This window comes from Sediminispirochaeta bajacaliforniensis DSM 16054, from assembly GCF_000378205.1.
In the GTDB taxonomy this organism is placed as follows: domain Bacteria; phylum Spirochaetota; class Spirochaetia; order DSM-16054; family Sediminispirochaetaceae; genus Sediminispirochaeta; species Sediminispirochaeta bajacaliforniensis.
In genome coordinates, this window is record NZ_KB899433.1 from 26,449 (window position 1) to 42,500 (window position 16,052).

The following is a 16,052-nucleotide window of genomic DNA, read 5'->3' on the forward strand; positions in this document are numbered from 1 at the left end:
TAGAGGACACAGAGAACAATGAAAAGAGATGATTTTGTGTTTTCCATCGGATATCAGGGCGATACCGCTTTGATCGATTCCAGGACTGCCAGACACTATTCGAAGCTTTCCGCAGCCCAGCTTAGCGAACAGGGATTGTTCCGTGCGGCTTTTCGCATGGCTCTGTATGACGACGACCGGGATTCGATGAAGCTGGTCGTGGATGCTTATAACCGGGTCAGCGGGGCTCATCTTGAGGGAATCGACGATATGAAGCGCTTGCTCGGGGTTTTTTCGGTCCCGGAAGGGGTGACGAAGGTCTCAAGAATATGAGTTCTCGTAGGCCATTCTTGACGCGGCCGAGTATCCGTGGTACGTTTTTTCGAAATCAACATGAAAAGGTGCGTTTTCTATGATGGAGATGTTAGCTAATTTACCCATATTGATGGGAGCTCCGGAGGGTGCCGCGGGCAGCGGTGGTTCCGGACAGATGATGACGACGTTCGTCACTTTTGGGCTCGTTATTCTGATTTTTTACTTTCTGATCATTCGTCCTCAGAATAAAAAGCAAAAAGATGCGAAGAAGATGCTTGAAGCCTTAAAGAAGGGCGACCGGGTGGTCAGTATCGGCGGAATTCGCGGAACTGTTGTTTCCGTCAAGGACCAGACCGTTGTTTTGAAGGTGGACGATAATACCAAGCTCGAGTTTACCAAGAGTGCGATATCTACAGTAGTTGAACAGGGTAAGGAAGAGGCCTCTTCATCCAAGAAAGACGCCTAAGACCTTTCCTTGTCAAAAAGACAAATCCCTACCGGAGTTTAACGTATGAGCAAACGTTCACGTTTATTCATTGTGCTGCTGGTACTTGTCGTATGCGGGGTCTTTCTGTACCCCACGTTCGAGTGGTACTTTATGGTTCCGCAGGCGCAGAAAGAGCTCGCAGCCGGAAGCAAGCAGCAGATTCAGGCTTATGCCAGAGGCCAGGCGGCAAAAGCTGTTGGAGAATTGAAATCCCTGGTCGCGGCGTCCGGTTCGGACGCTGTTCCCGAGAAATATGCTTATCTGATACCGATTGCTAAGGAGCACTACAAGCTCGACGGCAGGGACCTTCCTTCTAAATGGACAGTCTCAACCCTTTTGAAGGGGTTTAATACCGAAGAGGCGGCTTTCTCGGCAATTGAAGGATACTATCGGACAAAGTTGTTTGATCTGAAAGATGAGGGTGGGTCGGTACTGCAACTCGGTCTCGACCTTTCCGGCGGTATGAGTATCCTGCTCGAAGCCGATCTCGACAGCCTTGAGAAGCGTCTCGGTCATCCCCCGACTGTGGATGATCAAAACCAGGCTGTACAGCGGGCCATGGAGATCCTCAACAACCGAATCGACAAATTTGGTGTGACCGAGCCTCAGATTCGTCAGCAGGGAACGAACCAGATCAATATCGATATTCCCGGTGCGGCCGATCCCGAGCGAGTAAACTCGTTTCTTATGGGTAAGGGCTCCTTGAGTTTTCATATTGTCGATCAGGAACTGAGCCAGAAGGTCGTGCAGTACTTTCAGCAGAATCCCACAAAGGCCTACGATGATCAGGGGCATGTCATTACTCCCGATTTTGTTCCGGCCGGTTATGTTGTCCGCGGATTCTATGAAAAGGATAGTTACGGCATCGATCAGCTGAGGCGCTGGGTCGTGGTTCGGGAAGAGGTCGGCCTTGACGGAAGTCACATCCAGAATGCGACCGTTGGAAATCATCCCGTTACAGGCAAGCCTGTCATCAATTTTACCCTTGATCAGGAGGGTGGCGAGATCTTCTTCCAGTTGACAAGCACAAACCAGAAAGGGACGCTTGCCATTTTAATGGATGACAAGGTCAAATCGATGGCGGTAATCAACGAGCCGATTCGTGAACGTGTCCAGATGAGCGGCTTTGACCGAAAAGAGGCGAACGATCTCGCCCTGGTTCTGAGAACAGCGGCAATGCCGGTTGATTTGAAAATCAACAACCAGCAGGCCGTCGGTGCAAGTCTTGGTGAGGATTCGGTTCGTCAGGGTTTGAAGGCCATTACCTTGAGTTTTATCCTGGTTATTATTTTCATGCTTCTGTATTATCAGGTTGCCGGGATTGTTTCCGATATTGCCTTGATTTTGAACCTGGTCATCATGGTGTCGATTCTTTCGGCCTTTAACCTTACCCTTACCCTTACCAGTATCGCCGGTTTGATTCTGACGGTTGGTATGGCGGTCGACGCCAATGTTATTATCTTTGAGCGTATCAAAGAAGAGTATCGTCTTGGAAAGACGCCGGAGGCTTCGGCCAAAGCGGGTTTCAGGAAGGCGTTCTGGACCATCATGGATGCCAATATTACGACCTTTATCGCTGCATTGGTTCTTAGTCAGCTCGGCAGCGGGCCTGTTCAGGGTTTTGCAAATACCTTGGCTGTTGGTATTGTCAGTTCCATGTTTACCGCTTTGTTCGTCTCCAGACTCATCTTCGACTTCGGCATTGAGCAACTGAAGGTGAAAAAACTGAGTATCGGCTGGAGGATCAGATGACCAAAGTAGTACGATTTACCAAAATACGGTACCTCATGTTTGCAATCTCCCTGTCCCTGATTCTTGCCGGTATTGTCGGCACGATTTCCCTGGGCGGTTTTAATCTTGGTATTGATTTTCAGGCGGGATTAAGCCAGCGGGTACAGATTGCTCCTGTGGGGTTTACCCTTTCGTATACCGGATCCGGAGCGGCCACCCTCGATATCAACAACGGTACCGCTGTTCTGGAGGTTCGTGGTGATGAGGGGGTCACAAAGCATCGATTCGCTCTCGCCGATTATTCGACGATTAAGGCCCTTGCGGATGCGCTGAACGGCATAGACGGCATTACCGCCTCTGCGCAGAGGCCCTCTGCCAGGCCCTCATCCATTGCTACGGGTCTTGATTTTCCCCTTTCGCTTTCGACTGAGGCACAGGGGGTCAATGTTTCCCCGGATGGCACTGAGTCGGCCGTTGAAATTAATCAGATTCGAGATGCTTTAGCCGCCTTTGAAAATCCTCAGGTCCAGGTAGTAGGGGATCCTGCCCGTCAGGAATTCCTACTGAGAATCGCCGATCCTGCGGGTGGAAATAAGGATGCCTACGAAAAGAAGATTGTTTCCGACCTTGAAAATGCCTTTGGCGATGGTACTGCCGTGGTAAAGCAGTCCGATTATGTCGGCCCTCGGTTCAGTCAGGACCTTGCAAGCCAGTCTGTTACGTTGACCATCCTTGCCCTGGTGCTTATTCTCATCTACATCTGGGTCAGGTTTCGGTTCGGATTCGCCATCTCGTCGATTACCGCCTTGGTCCATGATGTTTTGATCATGCTTGGTTTTATCGGTGTGTTCAGGCTGGAGGTCTCGACGACCACCATAGCGGCGGTTCTTACCATTGTTGGTTACTCTCTTAACGATACGATCGTTGTTTTCGACCGAATTCGTGAAAATATGGGCTTGATGAAGGACCGGCCCATGGATGTGATTATCGATACCAGTATTACACAGTCCTTGAGCAGAACCTTAATGACCAGCCTCACAACCTTGTTGGCTGTTCTCGCCCTTTACTTTTTCGGTACGGGCGCAATTAAGGATTTTGCCCTCAATTTGATTGTCGGTATTGTGGTCGGTACCTATTCTTCCATCTTTATCGCCAGTCCTGTGTTACTCGGAATCACCCGGGCTTCGGATAAGCGAAAGGCAAAGAAGCTTCACGTTCATACTCAGAGTACCGGTCCGAAGGGTGCCGCACTATCGACCGACTCTTCGGTTTCGGGTGAGGAATCGCCCGATGCTGTTTCAGGTCCGGTTGAAATTCCAAAGGCCGATAGAAAGTTGAAAGGCAAACGACAGCAAAAACGGAAAAAATAGCGTAAATGATGGTCCGCCCCTGTCGGGGCGGGCTTTTTTTTGTATATTGAAAACGATGAATCGTAAGATTGTACTTTCAAAAACAATGGGTTTCTGTTTTGGTGTACGTCGCGCTCTTGATCTTGTTGAAAAGGCCCTTGTCGAAAAGGACGGTGGTCGTGTCGTTACCTTCGGCCCTATTATTCATAATTCCATCGTGCTTGATTCTTTGGCAAGACGCGGTGTCGTCGTTGTTCACAGCCTTGAGGAACTACAGGATGGTGATCGGGTGGTTTTTCGGGCCCACGGTGTGCCCAAGAGTGTTTCCGACCAGGTAAAGCAAGCCGGATATGTCGTGTACGATGGTACCTGTCCCCGCGTCGGAAAATCCCAGAAGATCGTCCACGACTATTGCAAAAAAGGAGAAGCGGTCTGTATGACCGGTGACCGGGAACACGGGGAAGTGATAGCGGTAAGCAGCTATGGAGAGGGTGTTTCGGTTCTCAACAACCGAAAGGATGCGGAATCCTTTGAACCCTCAGGGCCTGTGCTTTTGATAAGCCAGACTACCTTTTCCCTGCCTCTTTTTGAAGAAATATCTTCTTTTCTTGAGAAGCGTTGTGATGAGCGAGGATTTCCTTTCGCCCGATACAACACAATTTGTCCTGCTACTGCCGCGCGACAAAAGGCTTTGGAGGAACTTGCCTCCGAGGTGGAGGCAATTGTAGTCGTCGGTGGAAAAAACAGTTCAAATACTCGACGATTATATGAGGCCGCCTTGCGGCTTGTCTCTCGGGCGTGGCATATTGAGGATGCCCGTGGGATCGTGTCCGAAATGGCGGATTACCGAAGCATCGGAATTACAGCCGGGGCTTCTACTCCGGATGATATCATTTTTGGCGTAGAGGCCGCTTTGAAGGCTCTCTAAAGGGAAGGATGGATGTCATGGCAGAGATCATTAGCGAAATTGAAAAGAGGCGGGCGTTTCGTGCCATCGGTGAACAGGGCGTTCCCGAGGATGTGAAGCAACGGATTTCGAGGGCCGCACTACTTGCTCCCTCCTGCGCCAATAAACAGCCCTGGCGTTTTGTTGTCGTTGACGAAGAGCCTGCACTATCTGTCGTGAGGGACGCTCTTTCGGGCGGAAACTACTGGGCAAAGAAGGCTCCCTTGTATCTTCTTGCTGTGACGGACCCTGTCTTTGATTGTGATCTGGAAGATCGAAGAAGCTATGCTCTCTTTGATACGGGAATGGCCGTCATGAATATGCAGCTCCAGGCTGTGGCCGAGGGGCTTGTGGCCCATCCCATAGCGGGGTTCTCCGATACACAGCTGAAAAAGGGGCTCAAGATACCCGAACCACACATTTTGATCACCATTGTGGTTGTGGGGTATCCCGGTGACAACAGCCATCTTTCGGAAAAACATCTTGTTTTGGAGTCAAGCAGGCAGGAGCGAAGGGCTGTGGAGGATCTTGTTTCAAAAAACGGATGGTATTTCGATGAGTGACGAGGCGATTGACAAGCTGCAGGATAGGCTTGAACGGATTCGAAATAAATCTGCCTTTATTTGTGATATGGATGGTGTTTTGTATCATGGGAACAGGCTTCTCGATGGAGCCGATCGCTTTATTACCTGGTTGCAGCGGGAGAATAAACGCTTTCTTTTCCTTACCAATTCGAGTGAACGTTCCCCCAGAGAGTTGCATCAGAAGCTTGCAAGGATGGGGGTCGATGTTGATCCTGGGCATTTTTATACCAGCGCTCTGGCAACCGCAAGCTTTCTTGCCTCGCAGAAGCCCGAAGGTTCCGCTTATGTGATTGGAGAAGCGGGACTGATCAATGCGCTTTACGAGGTCGGTTATGCCATGAATGATATTAATCCCGATTATGTTGTCGTTGGTGAGAGCCGGAACTACAACACCGAGACATTGTTTCATGCGGTTTCTTTGGTGCGGGGCGGAGCTCGATTGATCGGCACAAATCCCGATTTAACCGGGCCTACCGAGCGGGGAATCGCGCCGGCCACAGGTGCTCTCATTACCCCTATTGCTCTCGCAGCCGAGGCGGAGCCCTATTTTATCGGAAAACCCAACCCTCTGATGATGCGTAGTGCACTTAAACGGCTTGAATCACGCAGGGAAGAGACGGTCATTATAGGGGACAGAATGGATACCGACATCAAATCGGGGCTTGAGAGCGAAATAGAGACGGTTCTGGTGCTTAGCGGAGTGACCGATCTTTCAAGGGCCGAAAGCTTTGCCTATCGCCCGCACCATATTTTGGAGGGGGTGGGAGCCATAGCTTCCTGATCTCTTTGTTTACCACCAGGATTCCGGACACTATGTGTACTAACCGGCCGGGCAGGGAGCGCTCTTTGCTCCTGCCGTCCTGATAAGCGCCCGAGCAAGGGAGCTGACCGGGTCCACCAGCATCACGTCTCGAAAAGGCCCTTCCCGGAGTGCAAGGGGAATTTCGGTACAACCGAGGATAATGGCATCGGCTCCTTTAGTAATAAGGTATTCTGCCGCTTCCTGTAGCATGGCCTTTGCCTTCCCGGAGGCCGGACTCTTTGCCTTAAGACCCCAGCCGTGGTCGTAGATCGCCCCATGGACCTTCTCTGTCCAGATCCGGTCGGTTTCGAGGGGAATGAAGCCGGCCTCTTGGATCGCATTTCTCCACACCCCGCTTTCCTTTGTTCCGATGGTCGAGAGAATGCCGACATGTGCCCCCGGGGCAAACCGCTGTCTAAGCTCTTCAACCGTCTCGTCGAGCATGTGAACTGGCCTCACGGCAGCGTTTAGCTGCTTAAGTTGTTTTGTGAAGGCGTTCCAAACGAGTGGGGCATGGAAGGTGTTACAGGGAACCCCTGCTGCCAGAGGCGCAGGGATTTGATCCTCCGGACACTGGAATGCTGCTGCCGTAGCTGCCACAAGCTCTGCCATAACCGTGCCGGGATTGTGCCCCTGGGGATCCTGAAGAAACCGGGTACGGTCGGGAATGAGTCGTGATCGTGAGGTGTGGATCAGATCCAGATGGCCCTGGTCGCTTCCGTCCGTGATGGTGAAAGCAATGATCTTTTCGTGTAGCTTCACGCCGGCCATGGGGCCGACGCCTCCCCCTACGATGATGGCTCCTCGTTTGTTTGCTGATTCTTCCTGCATGACGGCTCTCCTTTCCGTTTCTTCCTCTGGGAAGAAGGATATCGCCAACGGTAAAGCGATACAAGTGCCTCTTTTGCTTGACCCTGTGAACGATGAATCGTAGGATGAGAAGATGGATGGATCCTATCTTGCGGAACGTTTGGGCCAGCTTGGGCTCTACGACTCTTTCAGGCATCGATTGGAATATCGGCATCTTACCCGGGTACTTCCTTCCGATGGTGAACTTCTCGCTGCTTCCGGCGGTGTATTCAGGGGAAAGCGGTGGCTTATTTTCCTTATGTCCGGTGGATGGTTCTTTGTGAGTGCCAATCCGATTACCGGTCTTGAGTTGTTAAGCTTTTCCGATGATGCCGTCCTGCAGCTGGTGCCGAAAAAGGGGCTATTGTTTGGATCGCTTCTTCTTCGACTGGAAGGAAAGGATGAACGGATATCGAACATGAATCGTAATGCTCCCAACCTCTTTGCCGCTGTCTGGTCCCGAAAGGCTGGCAATCCGTGATCCTCTCTCATGTACAGTATCCTTGCTCAGGTTCTCCTTGTGCTCGTTGCGCTTTGATTATTGTGCACGGACTTTTTGGCGCGGGGATAAACTGGAGACGGATGGCAGAACAGCTTTCTGAGCTGCGTGATGTTTATACCCTGGATCTCCGTAATCACGGAGAGAGCGACCATGAAGATGCCCTCGATTATCAGGTCATGGCGGCCGATGTTGCTGAAACCTGTACGGCCCTGAGAATCGACCAGGCCGTGTTTCTCGGCCACTCCATGGGGGGCAAGGTTGTTATGCAGCTGGCCTTCGATTATTCCTCTCTCGTTCGTGGACTTGTTGTCGCGGATATCGGCCCCGACGCTTACCCGCATCGTTTTACCACCATTGTTGAGGCCCTGGGCTCTCTGGATCTTTCGGGCATACGCGGCAGGGGAGAGGCTGATCAAAGGCTTGCCGCCTCCATTGAGGACCGGCGGGTACGTACCTTTCTTCTTCAGAATCTGCGTCGGGACAAAGATGGGCATTTTTTCTGGCGCTTGAACCTTGCTTCGATCAGGGCTCATCTCGATGATATCGCCGCTTCGGTAGGGGAGGGTACGGCCCCCTCTCCACTACCTGCGCTTTTTCTCGCTGGAGAACACTCTTCGTATCTGAACAGCGAGCAGCGAAAAGCGGCCCTGGCGCTTTTCCCGTTGGCGCGTTTTGCCGAAGTCCCCAATGCCGGCCATTGGGTCCAGGTCGACAATCCCGATGCCTTTTTTCGCTTTGTGAGCCCCTTTCTCGCCTCCCTCGATCCTTCTCCTTGACAGCCTGCTGAGAAAACAGCATATTCTATACATAAGGCATTGATGGAGACGAGTAGCGAAAGCGGCTTGACCCTGAGAGAGGGGACCCTGTCGGGTATATTGTTATTGCCCGCCGGCTGAAAGGTTCCTGTCGGTCCTTCGCGAAAACCCCTCCTGAGCCGCAGACGGAACGAAGAGGTCTGTTGATTCTCTTCAAGTATGCTCTGCCGTATCTCCGGCGTAAACGGATCAATGAAGTGCCGTTTTGATCGAAATGAAAAAGATCGAAACGGAAGTAAGGTGGAACCGCGAAGGGCCCCGGGCTTTTCGTCCTTACCTGCATGCAGGAAGGGCGTGAAGTTCGGGGTTTTTTTCGCTATACAGGAGGATTATATGTCGTTGCAAGGATTATCCCAGGAAGAAAAGCTGCACAGAATTCGCCACTCTATGGCCCATGTTATGGCCGAGGCTGTCGTGGACCTTTTCCCCGGAACAAAAGTGGCCATCGGTCCTGCCATTGAAAACGGCTTTTACTATGATTTCGACCTTCCGAAACCTTTGGCAAACGATGATCTTGAAAGGATATCAGCCAAAATGAAGGATATCATCAAGGGAAAGCACCCCTTCCAGCGAAAGGTCATTAGTCGGGAAGAGGCTGAAAAACTCTTCAGCGGCAAGGGCGAGCAGTACAAGGTCGAACTTTTGAAGGCGATTCCCGAAGGTGAAGAGGTGTCCCTCTATTCGCAGGATAGCTTTACCGATCTTTGCCGGGGGCCCCATGTGGAAAATACCGCCGATCTCAATGCCGAGGCTTTTAAGCTTCTCTCCATTGCCGGGGCTTATTGGCGCGGGAAGGAAACCAACCCCATGCTTACCCGTATCTACGGGACCGCCTGGGAGAGTCCCAAGGACCTTCGTCTCTATCTGAAGCATTTGGAAGAGATGGAAAAGCGGGACCATCGAAAACTGGGAAGGGAACTCGATCTTTTCAGCCTTCACGAGGAGGCTGGTCCTGGATTGGTCTACTGGCACCCCAAGGGGGCCAGAATCAGGCACCAGATCGAAACCTTTTGGAAGGATGAGCACTTTAAGAACGGTTATGAGCTGCTCTATACCCCTCATGTCGGAAAATCCTGGCTATGGGAGACCTCTGGACACCTCGATTTTTATGCCGAGGGGATGTATCCCGAGATGGTGATGGATAAGGCCAACTACTATGCCAAGCCGATGAACTGTCCCTTCCATATCATGATCTATAAAACCAACAAGCACTCCTATCGTGAACTGCCCTTTCGCTGGGCGGAACTCGGTACGGTCTATCGTTATGAAAAGTCCGGAACCCTTCACGGTCTCATGCGGGTAAGGGGTTTTACCCAGGACGATGCCCACATCTTTTGCACCCCTGAACAGGTGGAGGATGAAATCCTGGAGGTGCTGCGCTTCAGTCTTCATATGCTGCGGGCCTTCGGGTTTAGCGATATTCAGGCCTATCTCTCCACCAGGCCCGAAAAGGCTGTAGGCGATCCGGAACAGTGGAAACTGGCCGAAGCGTCACTGCAAAAGGCGATTGAGGCCGAGGGGCTTGAATACGAGGTTGATGAAGGAGGCGGTGCCTTCTATGGTCCGAAGATCGATCTGAAGGTAAAAGATGCCCTCGGCCGTTCGTGGCAACTCTCAACGGTTCAGTTCGACTTCAACGAACCCAAGCGCTTCGGCATGACCTTTGTCGATCATGACGGCAAGGAAAAGCAGCCCTACATGGTGCATCGTGCCTTACTTGGCTCCATTGAGCGCTTTTTTGGGGTGCTGATTGAGCACTATGGCGGTGCCTTCCCTGTCTGGCTTTCTCCTGTTCAGGTCCAGGTGATTCCCGTGGCTCCTGCCTTTGAAGCGTATGCAAAATCGGTTGAAACCGAGCTTCGTCGCCATAACCTTCGTGCGGATGTCGATCTTTCGGACAGCAGAATGAATGCAAAGATACGTAATGCCCAGAAAGAGAAGATCCCCTACATGCTGATCCTTGGCGAAAAGGAACAGGAAAGCCGAAGCGTATCGCTTAGAAAACGAAACGGCGAACAGGTCAATGGCCTTGCCCTTGATGAGTTTATCGCTCAGACCCTGAAGATTGTTGCTTCAAAGGAAAATGTATGACCCATAATGAACCATCTGCACAGTTACAAAACCTTGATCGAGAGATCAGAAACCTTGATTCGATTGCTCAGCTTCTATCCTGGGACCAGGAGACCGGTATGCCGCCAAAGGCGGTCACCGGTCGTGCCGAGCAGATATCGCTTATCGAAGGAATGGTTCACGACAGGGTGGCCGGAGAGGAAATGGCTTCGCTTCTCGAAGGGGCTGATACCTCCGACCCTCTGATCAGAATGCTGCGGCGGGAGCACGATCGGGCAGTGAAGCTTCCCCGGCGGCTGGTAACGGAACTGGCCAGGCAGCAGACCACGGGCCAGCTCGCCTGGCGCCATGCCAAGCAGGAGAACAACTATGAGGCCTTCCGACCCTATCTTGAAGAGCTCTTGAAGCTGACGCGGGAAAAGGCCGACGCCATCGGCTGGGAAGATGATCGATACGATGCGCTTTTGGATGAGTATGAGCCCTGGATGAAAAGCTCCACAGTTGACCGCCTTTTCGACGAGATGGGCTCCTCTCTTTCCTCTTTACTGGACAGGATTCTCGATAAGAAGGCTGTCGACGATAGTTTTCTTTTCCTCCACTATCCCGAGGAGGGACAGCGCCTTTTTTCCCGTGAGGTATCCGAAGCGATGGGCTTTGATTTTGCCCGCGGTGCGATTGCCGAATCCGTACATCCCTTTACCATCCGTCCCGGTGACGACGATATTCGTATAACCACGAAGTACGACGAGGGGGCATTCAAAACGGCCATTTTCGGAACAATCCATGAGACCGGTCATGCCCTCTATGAACAGGGGGTTGCTCCCTCGTATGTCGGCACCATCCTGGGGCAGGGCAGCAGTCACGGAATCCACGAATCGCAGTCACGAACCTGGGAGAATATCATCGGAAGAGGTGCTGCCTTCTGGCGTTATTTTTATCCCAGATTACAGAATATTTTCCCCGAAAATCTCTCTTCCGTTCCTTTTGAGCGTTTTTTGCTTGCCGTGAATAAGGTGAAGCCTTCGGATATCCGCACGGAGGCCGATGAGGTCACCTACGGATTGCATATTGTTCTGCGCTATCGGCTTGAGCGAAAGATGCTTTCCGGAGATCTGCCTTTACGTGATCTTCCCGAGGCGTGGAACGCCCTCAGTGAAGAGCTTTTGGGCTTTCGTCCCGAAACAGATGCCGTGGGTGTGCTGCAGGATACCCATTGGTCCGGAGGGGCCTTTGGTTACTTTCCTACATATGCTCTGGGGAATCTTTACGGTGCCCAGATTTTCGCCGCTCTGCGAAAGGAGGTTTCTGACCTTGATGCGCAGATAGCTGCCGGACACTTTCATGTGCCGCTTTCCTGGTTGACGGAAAAGGTGTATCGCCATGGGGCGGCCCGTACGGCGAATGAGCTTATGACATCTGTAACCGGAGAGCCTGTACAAGCTTCTTATTTTGCCAGATACCTCGAGGAGAAGTATACTGGTTTGTATGGGCTATAGCACGCTTATTGCAGAAAATATTTATACCTGGCTCTTTTTTGCCTCGTTTTTCTTCGGATGCGCCGTCGGAATCCTTCCGGCGGCCTTGTTACGACGCTTTTGGGGACGGAAAAACGGGCACATCTCAATTACGCTTTCACTTTTTCTTCTTATCCTTGCCGTCGTATCGTTGCTGGGCGCCATCTTTTTTGTTTCTCTCCCCCAGGTGCTGTGGGGCAAATCTCTGCTCTTCTTCTGCCTTGTCGTTTTCGCCCTCGGGATGCTTGTCCGGATAGGATGGCAGATACTGCTTCCTCTTCTGCTCGCCCTGCTTCTCATTTTCGGCCTTCAGCTTCACCATGATCTTGACGCCTGGTTTCCTCTTTCCGATGGAAGGGCGCTTGGCGAATTTCGCCTGATTCGTCTTACGGAACAAACTGTTGATGTTGACCTCTTGTCGGGCGGCTTCCTCCGCTCCGCTCTCTTCCGCCTTGATGATGGGCGGATATATATCCCCTATCGTCGATTGAAACCCGATCCCCGCCTTTTCTTTCTGCCTCCCACAGGTTTTGTTGCTTCGCAAGATGTCGACAACCCTATGCCCTTTTCGTCGTCCGCTGCCAGGATGATGACAAGATTGAGACTATGGTCTTTATCCTCCGAGATCTCTGAATCCGCCGAAGCTCGCACGTTAGAGCAGTACGGCGTCTATGTTTTCAAAAAAGCCGATCGCTTTGTGGTTGATATCCGATAGCTGCCTGCCGATAGATGAAATAATGATTGTTGTCTTGTATAAAAACGACCGGTCCGGAAGGACTCGATATTATACCCTGCATGATCGGCAGGGGAACCTTTTTTCTCCCTACTCACTTTCGATCCTGTGGGGAAATGCTCCCGGCGCAGGGCGTGAACGTGAATACGTGTTTACCAGCGGGAAAGATAAGGAGCGGATGATTCGGACGCGGATTAGAAAGCGCCTTCGTAGCGGATATCATCATTTGTACAGTTTTTCTCGTAAACCGGAGGAGCGGCGCTTTCTCAGACAGGAAGTGATTAACTTATAACTGTTGTTCCCATGGGATTGACGAAACGTTTTGTAAAAACTAATGTCAATGTATGAATTTACCAAACAAATTGACCGTTTTTCGGCTTATCCTTTCTCCTCTTTATTTTATCGTTTTTTTTCTGCCTGTCTGGACGGGGAGATTGGAAATGGTTTCGGCTTTTGTACTTCTTGTGATTTTTCTCGGCATTGAAGCCAGCGATGTGCTCGACGGACATATTGCCCGATCCCGAAATCTTGTAACCGACATAGGTAAGGTTCTTGATCCCTTTGCCGATGTATTCAGCCGGATGACCTACTTTATTTGTTTTTCTGCAGTAGGTTTGATGCCTGTGTGGATCTTTGTCATCCTTATTTATCGGGAACTTGCCATCACCTTTCTCCGCATGTACATGATCAAAAAGGGCTTTGTGATGGCTGCGTCGATTTGGGGGAAAATCAAAGCGGTCTTTTACGCATTTTCAGGGATCATCGGACTTGCGACTATCTTTACCGAACGACTTTCTCCCTCTGCGGGAATACTGCCGACCCTGCGTAACATCAGCTTTGTCGTCTTTTTGATTGCCGCCTTTGCTTCGGTGGCCTCCTTTCTTACCTATGTGAGGACGGCCGTTGTTTCGGAGCGATCCGGCGGGGCGCGAGAAGCCTAAGGAAGACTTGTGCGAAATATTGCTGCTTTTCGCACCGAATCGATTTCACTGCGGTTCCTTTTTACCGATATAGACGATACGGTTACGACCGACGGCCGTGTGACAGCCGATGCATATGAGGCGATTTGGAGGCTTTCCAGGGCCGGTATTTCCGTTATTCCCGTTACCGGCCGTCCCGCAGGATGGTGTGATCTCATTATCCGGCAATGGCCGGTAGATGCAGTGGTCGGCGAAAATGGGGCCTTTGTTTACTACCGTACCACAGATGGATCCATCCGTACCTATACCCATCCTTCGATCGCCGATGAAGACCTGACATCACGTCTCGCAGAGGTGCGGGAGGCTGTGCTGGAAGAGGTTCCGGGAAGTAGGGTCGCCCGTGATCAATTTTGCCGTAAGTACGATCTCGCCATCGATTTTCGGGAAGATCCTCCCGATCTTGGGCTCGAAACCGCAGAGCAGATAAAACAGGTCTGTGAACGTTTTGGGGCGGTCGCGAAGATCAGCTCGATTCATGTCAATTGTTGGTTCGGATCTTACGACAAGCTTTCCATGGTTACTGCCTTTATGCAGTACCGGTACGGCCTCGGTGAGGCTGAATTAAAGCAGACTGCTGTGTTTTGTGGGGATTCTCCAAATGATGAACCGATGTTTGCCTTTTTCCCTCACTCGTTTGGGGTCGGTAATATCACTGATTTTTCCCATCTGATGCGCCATCTACCTGCCTGGACGGCTTCGAAACGGGGTGGAGAAGGTTTTGCCGAAATCGTCGGAGCACTTTTGCGGGAGGGGCGAGGCAGCGGGCGAAGAAAACGTGTGCCCGTAAGCGGCGACCAGCTCCGTATCGCGATTTTTACCGATTCTTTTTTGCCTCAGGTCAATGGCGTAGTTACTTCAATCATGAAACTTGCCGAAAACCTTGCGGAGCGGGGTCACTATGTGTTGCTTTTTGCTCCGGCTCATCGAAAGCGTCCCGATTACTCACATGAAAATGTGGATGTACATCTGATTCCGTCGATTCCTGCGAACTTTTATGAAGATTTTCGTTGGGTGGCGCCCTACGACTACAGTGTATATCGAATGCTTCGGAAGTGTAACATCGATATAGTGCACGCTATGACACCGACGCTTGTCTCCTTTCTCGGAATTCGTTTTGCAAGGCGCCTGGGCTTACCTGTTGTGTTTTCCTTTCATACGCTTATCAGTGATCCTGCCTATTACGAGCATATGTTTAAGGGGCTGATAAAGATCGAAGCGAAAACGGTGTGGAAGTTCTGCAACTACTTCAACAATGCCTCTGATCTCGTGGTGGCGCCTTCCCGGGTCACCGCAAGGCTATTGCAGGAGAATGGTTGCGAGAGTGATGTCATAACCATATCCAATGGGATAGATCCGAGGGATTTCGATAACAGCCGGGCCGATGAATTCAAAAAACGGTTCGGTCTGAAGGGGAAAACCATCCTCTATATTGGCCGTCTGGCAACGGAAAAAAGTGTACCGGTACTTATAAAGGCTTTTGATCGAATCTACCCTGCTGTTCAGGATGCCAGATTGCTCATTATCGGTGATGGCCCGGAGCGGGAAGAGCTTATGAGTCTTGCGGCCTCTCTTCCCTCGTCGGCGGCAATCATCTTTACCGGTAAAATGGAGCGAAAGGAGCTTGTTTCTTCGGGTGTTTTTGGCGCCTGTGAGCTCTTTGCTTCTCCTTCTCGGACCGAAACGCAGGGGATCTCCATTTTGGAGGCCCTGGTGAACCGCCTTCCCTGTGTCGTCGTTAATGAGGGGGCCGTCCCCGAGTTGATCCATGACGGTGTAAACGGTATGGTCGTTCCCTCGGAAAATGTGGTTGCCATGGCGAAGAGTCTGAAGTCGCTACTCCTTGACGATGAACTCCGGCGTTCTTTGGCGAATTTTCCCGAGGCCATAATTGCCCCGCATTATCTTTCCCGTGTGATCCGTGAGTGGGAGATGCGCTATTACCATCTTCTGATGCGTAATGCAGCCGGGTCCTTACCGAAAAGACCGGAACTCGCCCTTCATCGCATGATTTCCATCATTCGAGATTTCTCTTTTGACACTTCCTTGTGGAGTAAGCTCGAACGGGCCTTTGTTCGTTTCTCTTTTCGGGAAAAAGATGGACGATAATGTTTCTTTTCATGAACTTTTTACATAATGGTTGACATAAATAGCTCAGATAGGTATAGTTGCCAACGTCGCCGAAACAAAAGGCGCCGACCATCAGGTCGGTGAAGACAGTAAATCACTTTCGTTGCAGTTGACACTGAAACCACGAGCTGATATGCTGACTTTCCGATGTTTGCGAAACATCGGTGGCGATTGCCTTTGTGTTCAATGCCTGACCGACAAGAAACTTGAAAAAGTTGCTTGACAAGGTTGAGGGGATTTGGTACAACTGGCGTCACGCTCATAAAGGT

General features: G+C 51.2%; 16 protein-coding genes. 15 read left to right on the forward strand and 1 reads right to left on the reverse strand.

From position 1 onward, the window contains the following. Positions 1 to 18: 18 nt before the first annotated feature. The 7 genes from F459_RS0119710 to F459_RS0119740 all read left to right on the forward strand — a co-directional run bounded on the left by F459_RS0119710 (position 19) and on the right by F459_RS0119740 (position 6,172). Complete coding sequence (locus tag F459_RS0119710; protein ID WP_013255796.1) at positions 19 to 312, forward strand: hypothetical protein; 294 nt, start codon at positions 19 to 21, stop codon at positions 310 to 312. A gap of 79 nt (positions 313 to 391) precedes the next feature. Then, a complete protein-coding gene (gene yajC, locus F459_RS0119715) occupies positions 392 to 760 on the forward strand; it encodes a preprotein translocase subunit YajC (RefSeq protein ID WP_026295129.1) in 369 nt (122 codons plus the stop codon). Between the two features lie 45 nt (positions 761 to 805). Next, positions 806 to 2,533 (forward strand): protein translocase subunit SecD, encoded by a 1,728-nt coding sequence (secD, locus tag F459_RS0119720; RefSeq protein WP_020614422.1) that lies wholly within the window; start codon positions 806 to 808, stop codon positions 2,531 to 2,533. Further along, positions 2,530 to 3,882, forward strand: coding sequence for a protein translocase subunit SecF (gene secF, locus F459_RS0119725; RefSeq protein ID WP_020614423.1), 1,353 nt, complete (start codon positions 2,530 to 2,532; stop codon positions 3,880 to 3,882). The genes secD and secF overlap by 4 nt, the downstream gene beginning before the upstream one ends. Before the next feature lie 55 nt (positions 3,883 to 3,937). Further along, entirely contained in the window at positions 3,938 to 4,789 is an 852-nt protein-coding gene (gene ispH, locus F459_RS0119730) for a 4-hydroxy-3-methylbut-2-enyl diphosphate reductase (protein WP_020614424.1), read from the forward strand. 17 nt (positions 4,790 to 4,806) lie between these two features. Beyond that, positions 4,807 to 5,370, forward strand: a complete 564-nt coding sequence (locus F459_RS0119735; protein WP_020614425.1) for a nitroreductase family protein — start codon at positions 4,807 to 4,809, stop codon at positions 5,368 to 5,370. Continuing rightward, complete coding sequence (locus F459_RS0119740) at positions 5,363 to 6,172, forward strand: HAD-IIA family hydrolase (protein ID WP_020614426.1); 810 nt, start codon at positions 5,363 to 5,365, stop codon at positions 6,170 to 6,172. Before F459_RS0119735 ends, F459_RS0119740 begins: the two co-directional genes overlap by 8 nt. Positions 6,173 to 6,211: 39 nt before the next feature. Here F459_RS0119740 and F459_RS0119745 read toward each other — a convergent pair whose 3' ends face one another. Next, complete coding sequence (locus F459_RS0119745; protein WP_020614427.1) at positions 6,212 to 7,024, reverse strand: aspartate/glutamate racemase family protein; 813 nt, start codon at positions 7,022 to 7,024, stop codon at positions 6,212 to 6,214. 112 nt (positions 7,025 to 7,136) lie between these two features. Between F459_RS0119745 and F459_RS0119750 the strand changes: the two genes are divergently transcribed. The 8 genes from F459_RS0119750 (at position 7,137) to F459_RS22620 (ending at position 15,762) form a co-directional block, all read left to right on the forward strand. Continuing rightward, positions 7,137 to 7,523 carry a hypothetical protein gene (locus tag F459_RS0119750; protein WP_020614428.1) on the forward strand — a complete coding sequence of 129 codons (387 nt, stop codon included), beginning with the start codon at positions 7,137 to 7,139 and terminating at the stop codon, positions 7,521 to 7,523. After that, positions 7,520 to 8,320, forward strand: a complete 801-nt coding sequence (locus F459_RS0119755; RefSeq protein WP_026295130.1) for an alpha/beta fold hydrolase — start codon at positions 7,520 to 7,522, stop codon at positions 8,318 to 8,320. The genes F459_RS0119750 and F459_RS0119755 overlap by 4 nt, the downstream gene beginning before the upstream one ends. 372 nt (positions 8,321 to 8,692) lie before the next feature. Next, positions 8,693 to 10,450 (forward strand): threonine--tRNA ligase, encoded by a 1,758-nt coding sequence (gene thrS, locus F459_RS0119760; RefSeq protein WP_026295131.1) that lies wholly within the window; start codon positions 8,693 to 8,695, stop codon positions 10,448 to 10,450. Next, positions 10,447 to 11,925, forward strand: coding sequence for a carboxypeptidase M32 (locus F459_RS0119765; protein WP_020614431.1), 1,479 nt, complete (start codon positions 10,447 to 10,449; stop codon positions 11,923 to 11,925). Before thrS ends, F459_RS0119765 begins: the two co-directional genes overlap by 4 nt. Then, positions 11,915 to 12,658, forward strand: coding sequence for a hypothetical protein (locus tag F459_RS0119770; RefSeq protein WP_020614432.1), 744 nt, complete (start codon positions 11,915 to 11,917; stop codon positions 12,656 to 12,658). Before F459_RS0119765 ends, F459_RS0119770 begins: the two co-directional genes overlap by 11 nt. 22 nt (positions 12,659 to 12,680) lie before the next feature. Further along, the gene (locus F459_RS0119775; protein ID WP_020614433.1) at positions 12,681 to 12,968 is read left to right on the forward strand and encodes a hypothetical protein; all 288 of its coding nucleotides are present in this window, start codon (positions 12,681 to 12,683) and stop codon (positions 12,966 to 12,968) included. Between the two features lie 52 nt (positions 12,969 to 13,020). Further along, positions 13,021 to 13,617 (forward strand): CDP-diacylglycerol--glycerol-3-phosphate 3-phosphatidyltransferase, encoded by a 597-nt coding sequence (gene pgsA, locus F459_RS0119780; protein ID WP_026295132.1) that lies wholly within the window; start codon positions 13,021 to 13,023, stop codon positions 13,615 to 13,617. A gap of 9 nt (positions 13,618 to 13,626) precedes the next feature. Next, positions 13,627 to 15,762 (forward strand): HAD-IIB family hydrolase, encoded by a 2,136-nt coding sequence (locus tag F459_RS22620; RefSeq protein WP_020614435.1) that lies wholly within the window; start codon positions 13,627 to 13,629, stop codon positions 15,760 to 15,762. The last annotated feature ends 290 nt before the right edge of the window (positions 15,763 to 16,052 follow it).

Coding starts and splice junctions, on each gene's coding strand:
- F459_RS0119710 (WP_013255796.1), top strand. CDS start 19: ATGAAAAGAGATGATTTTGTGTTTTCCATCGGATATCAGGGCGATACC.
- yajC (WP_026295129.1), top strand. CDS start 392: ATGATGGAGATGTTAGCTAATTTACCCATATTGATGGGAGCTCCGGAG.
- secD (WP_020614422.1), top strand. CDS start 806: ATGAGCAAACGTTCACGTTTATTCATTGTGCTGCTGGTACTTGTCGTA.
- secF (WP_020614423.1), top strand. CDS start 2,530: ATGACCAAAGTAGTACGATTTACCAAAATACGGTACCTCATGTTTGCA.
- ispH (WP_020614424.1), top strand. CDS start 3,938: ATGAATCGTAAGATTGTACTTTCAAAAACAATGGGTTTCTGTTTTGGT.
- F459_RS0119735 (WP_020614425.1), top strand. CDS start 4,807: ATGGCAGAGATCATTAGCGAAATTGAAAAGAGGCGGGCGTTTCGTGCC.
- F459_RS0119740 (WP_020614426.1), top strand. CDS start 5,363: ATGAGTGACGAGGCGATTGACAAGCTGCAGGATAGGCTTGAACGGATT.
- F459_RS0119745 (WP_020614427.1), bottom strand. CDS start 7,024: ATGCAGGAAGAATCAGCAAACAAACGAGGAGCCATCATCGTAGGGGGA.
- F459_RS0119750 (WP_020614428.1), top strand. CDS start 7,137: ATGGATGGATCCTATCTTGCGGAACGTTTGGGCCAGCTTGGGCTCTAC.
- thrS (WP_026295131.1), top strand. CDS start 8,693: ATGTCGTTGCAAGGATTATCCCAGGAAGAAAAGCTGCACAGAATTCGC.
- F459_RS0119765 (WP_020614431.1), top strand. CDS start 10,447: ATGACCCATAATGAACCATCTGCACAGTTACAAAACCTTGATCGAGAG.
- F459_RS0119770 (WP_020614432.1), top strand. CDS start 11,915: ATGGGCTATAGCACGCTTATTGCAGAAAATATTTATACCTGGCTCTTT.
- F459_RS0119775 (WP_020614433.1), top strand. CDS start 12,681: ATGATTGTTGTCTTGTATAAAAACGACCGGTCCGGAAGGACTCGATAT.
- pgsA (WP_026295132.1), top strand. CDS start 13,021: ATGAATTTACCAAACAAATTGACCGTTTTTCGGCTTATCCTTTCTCCT.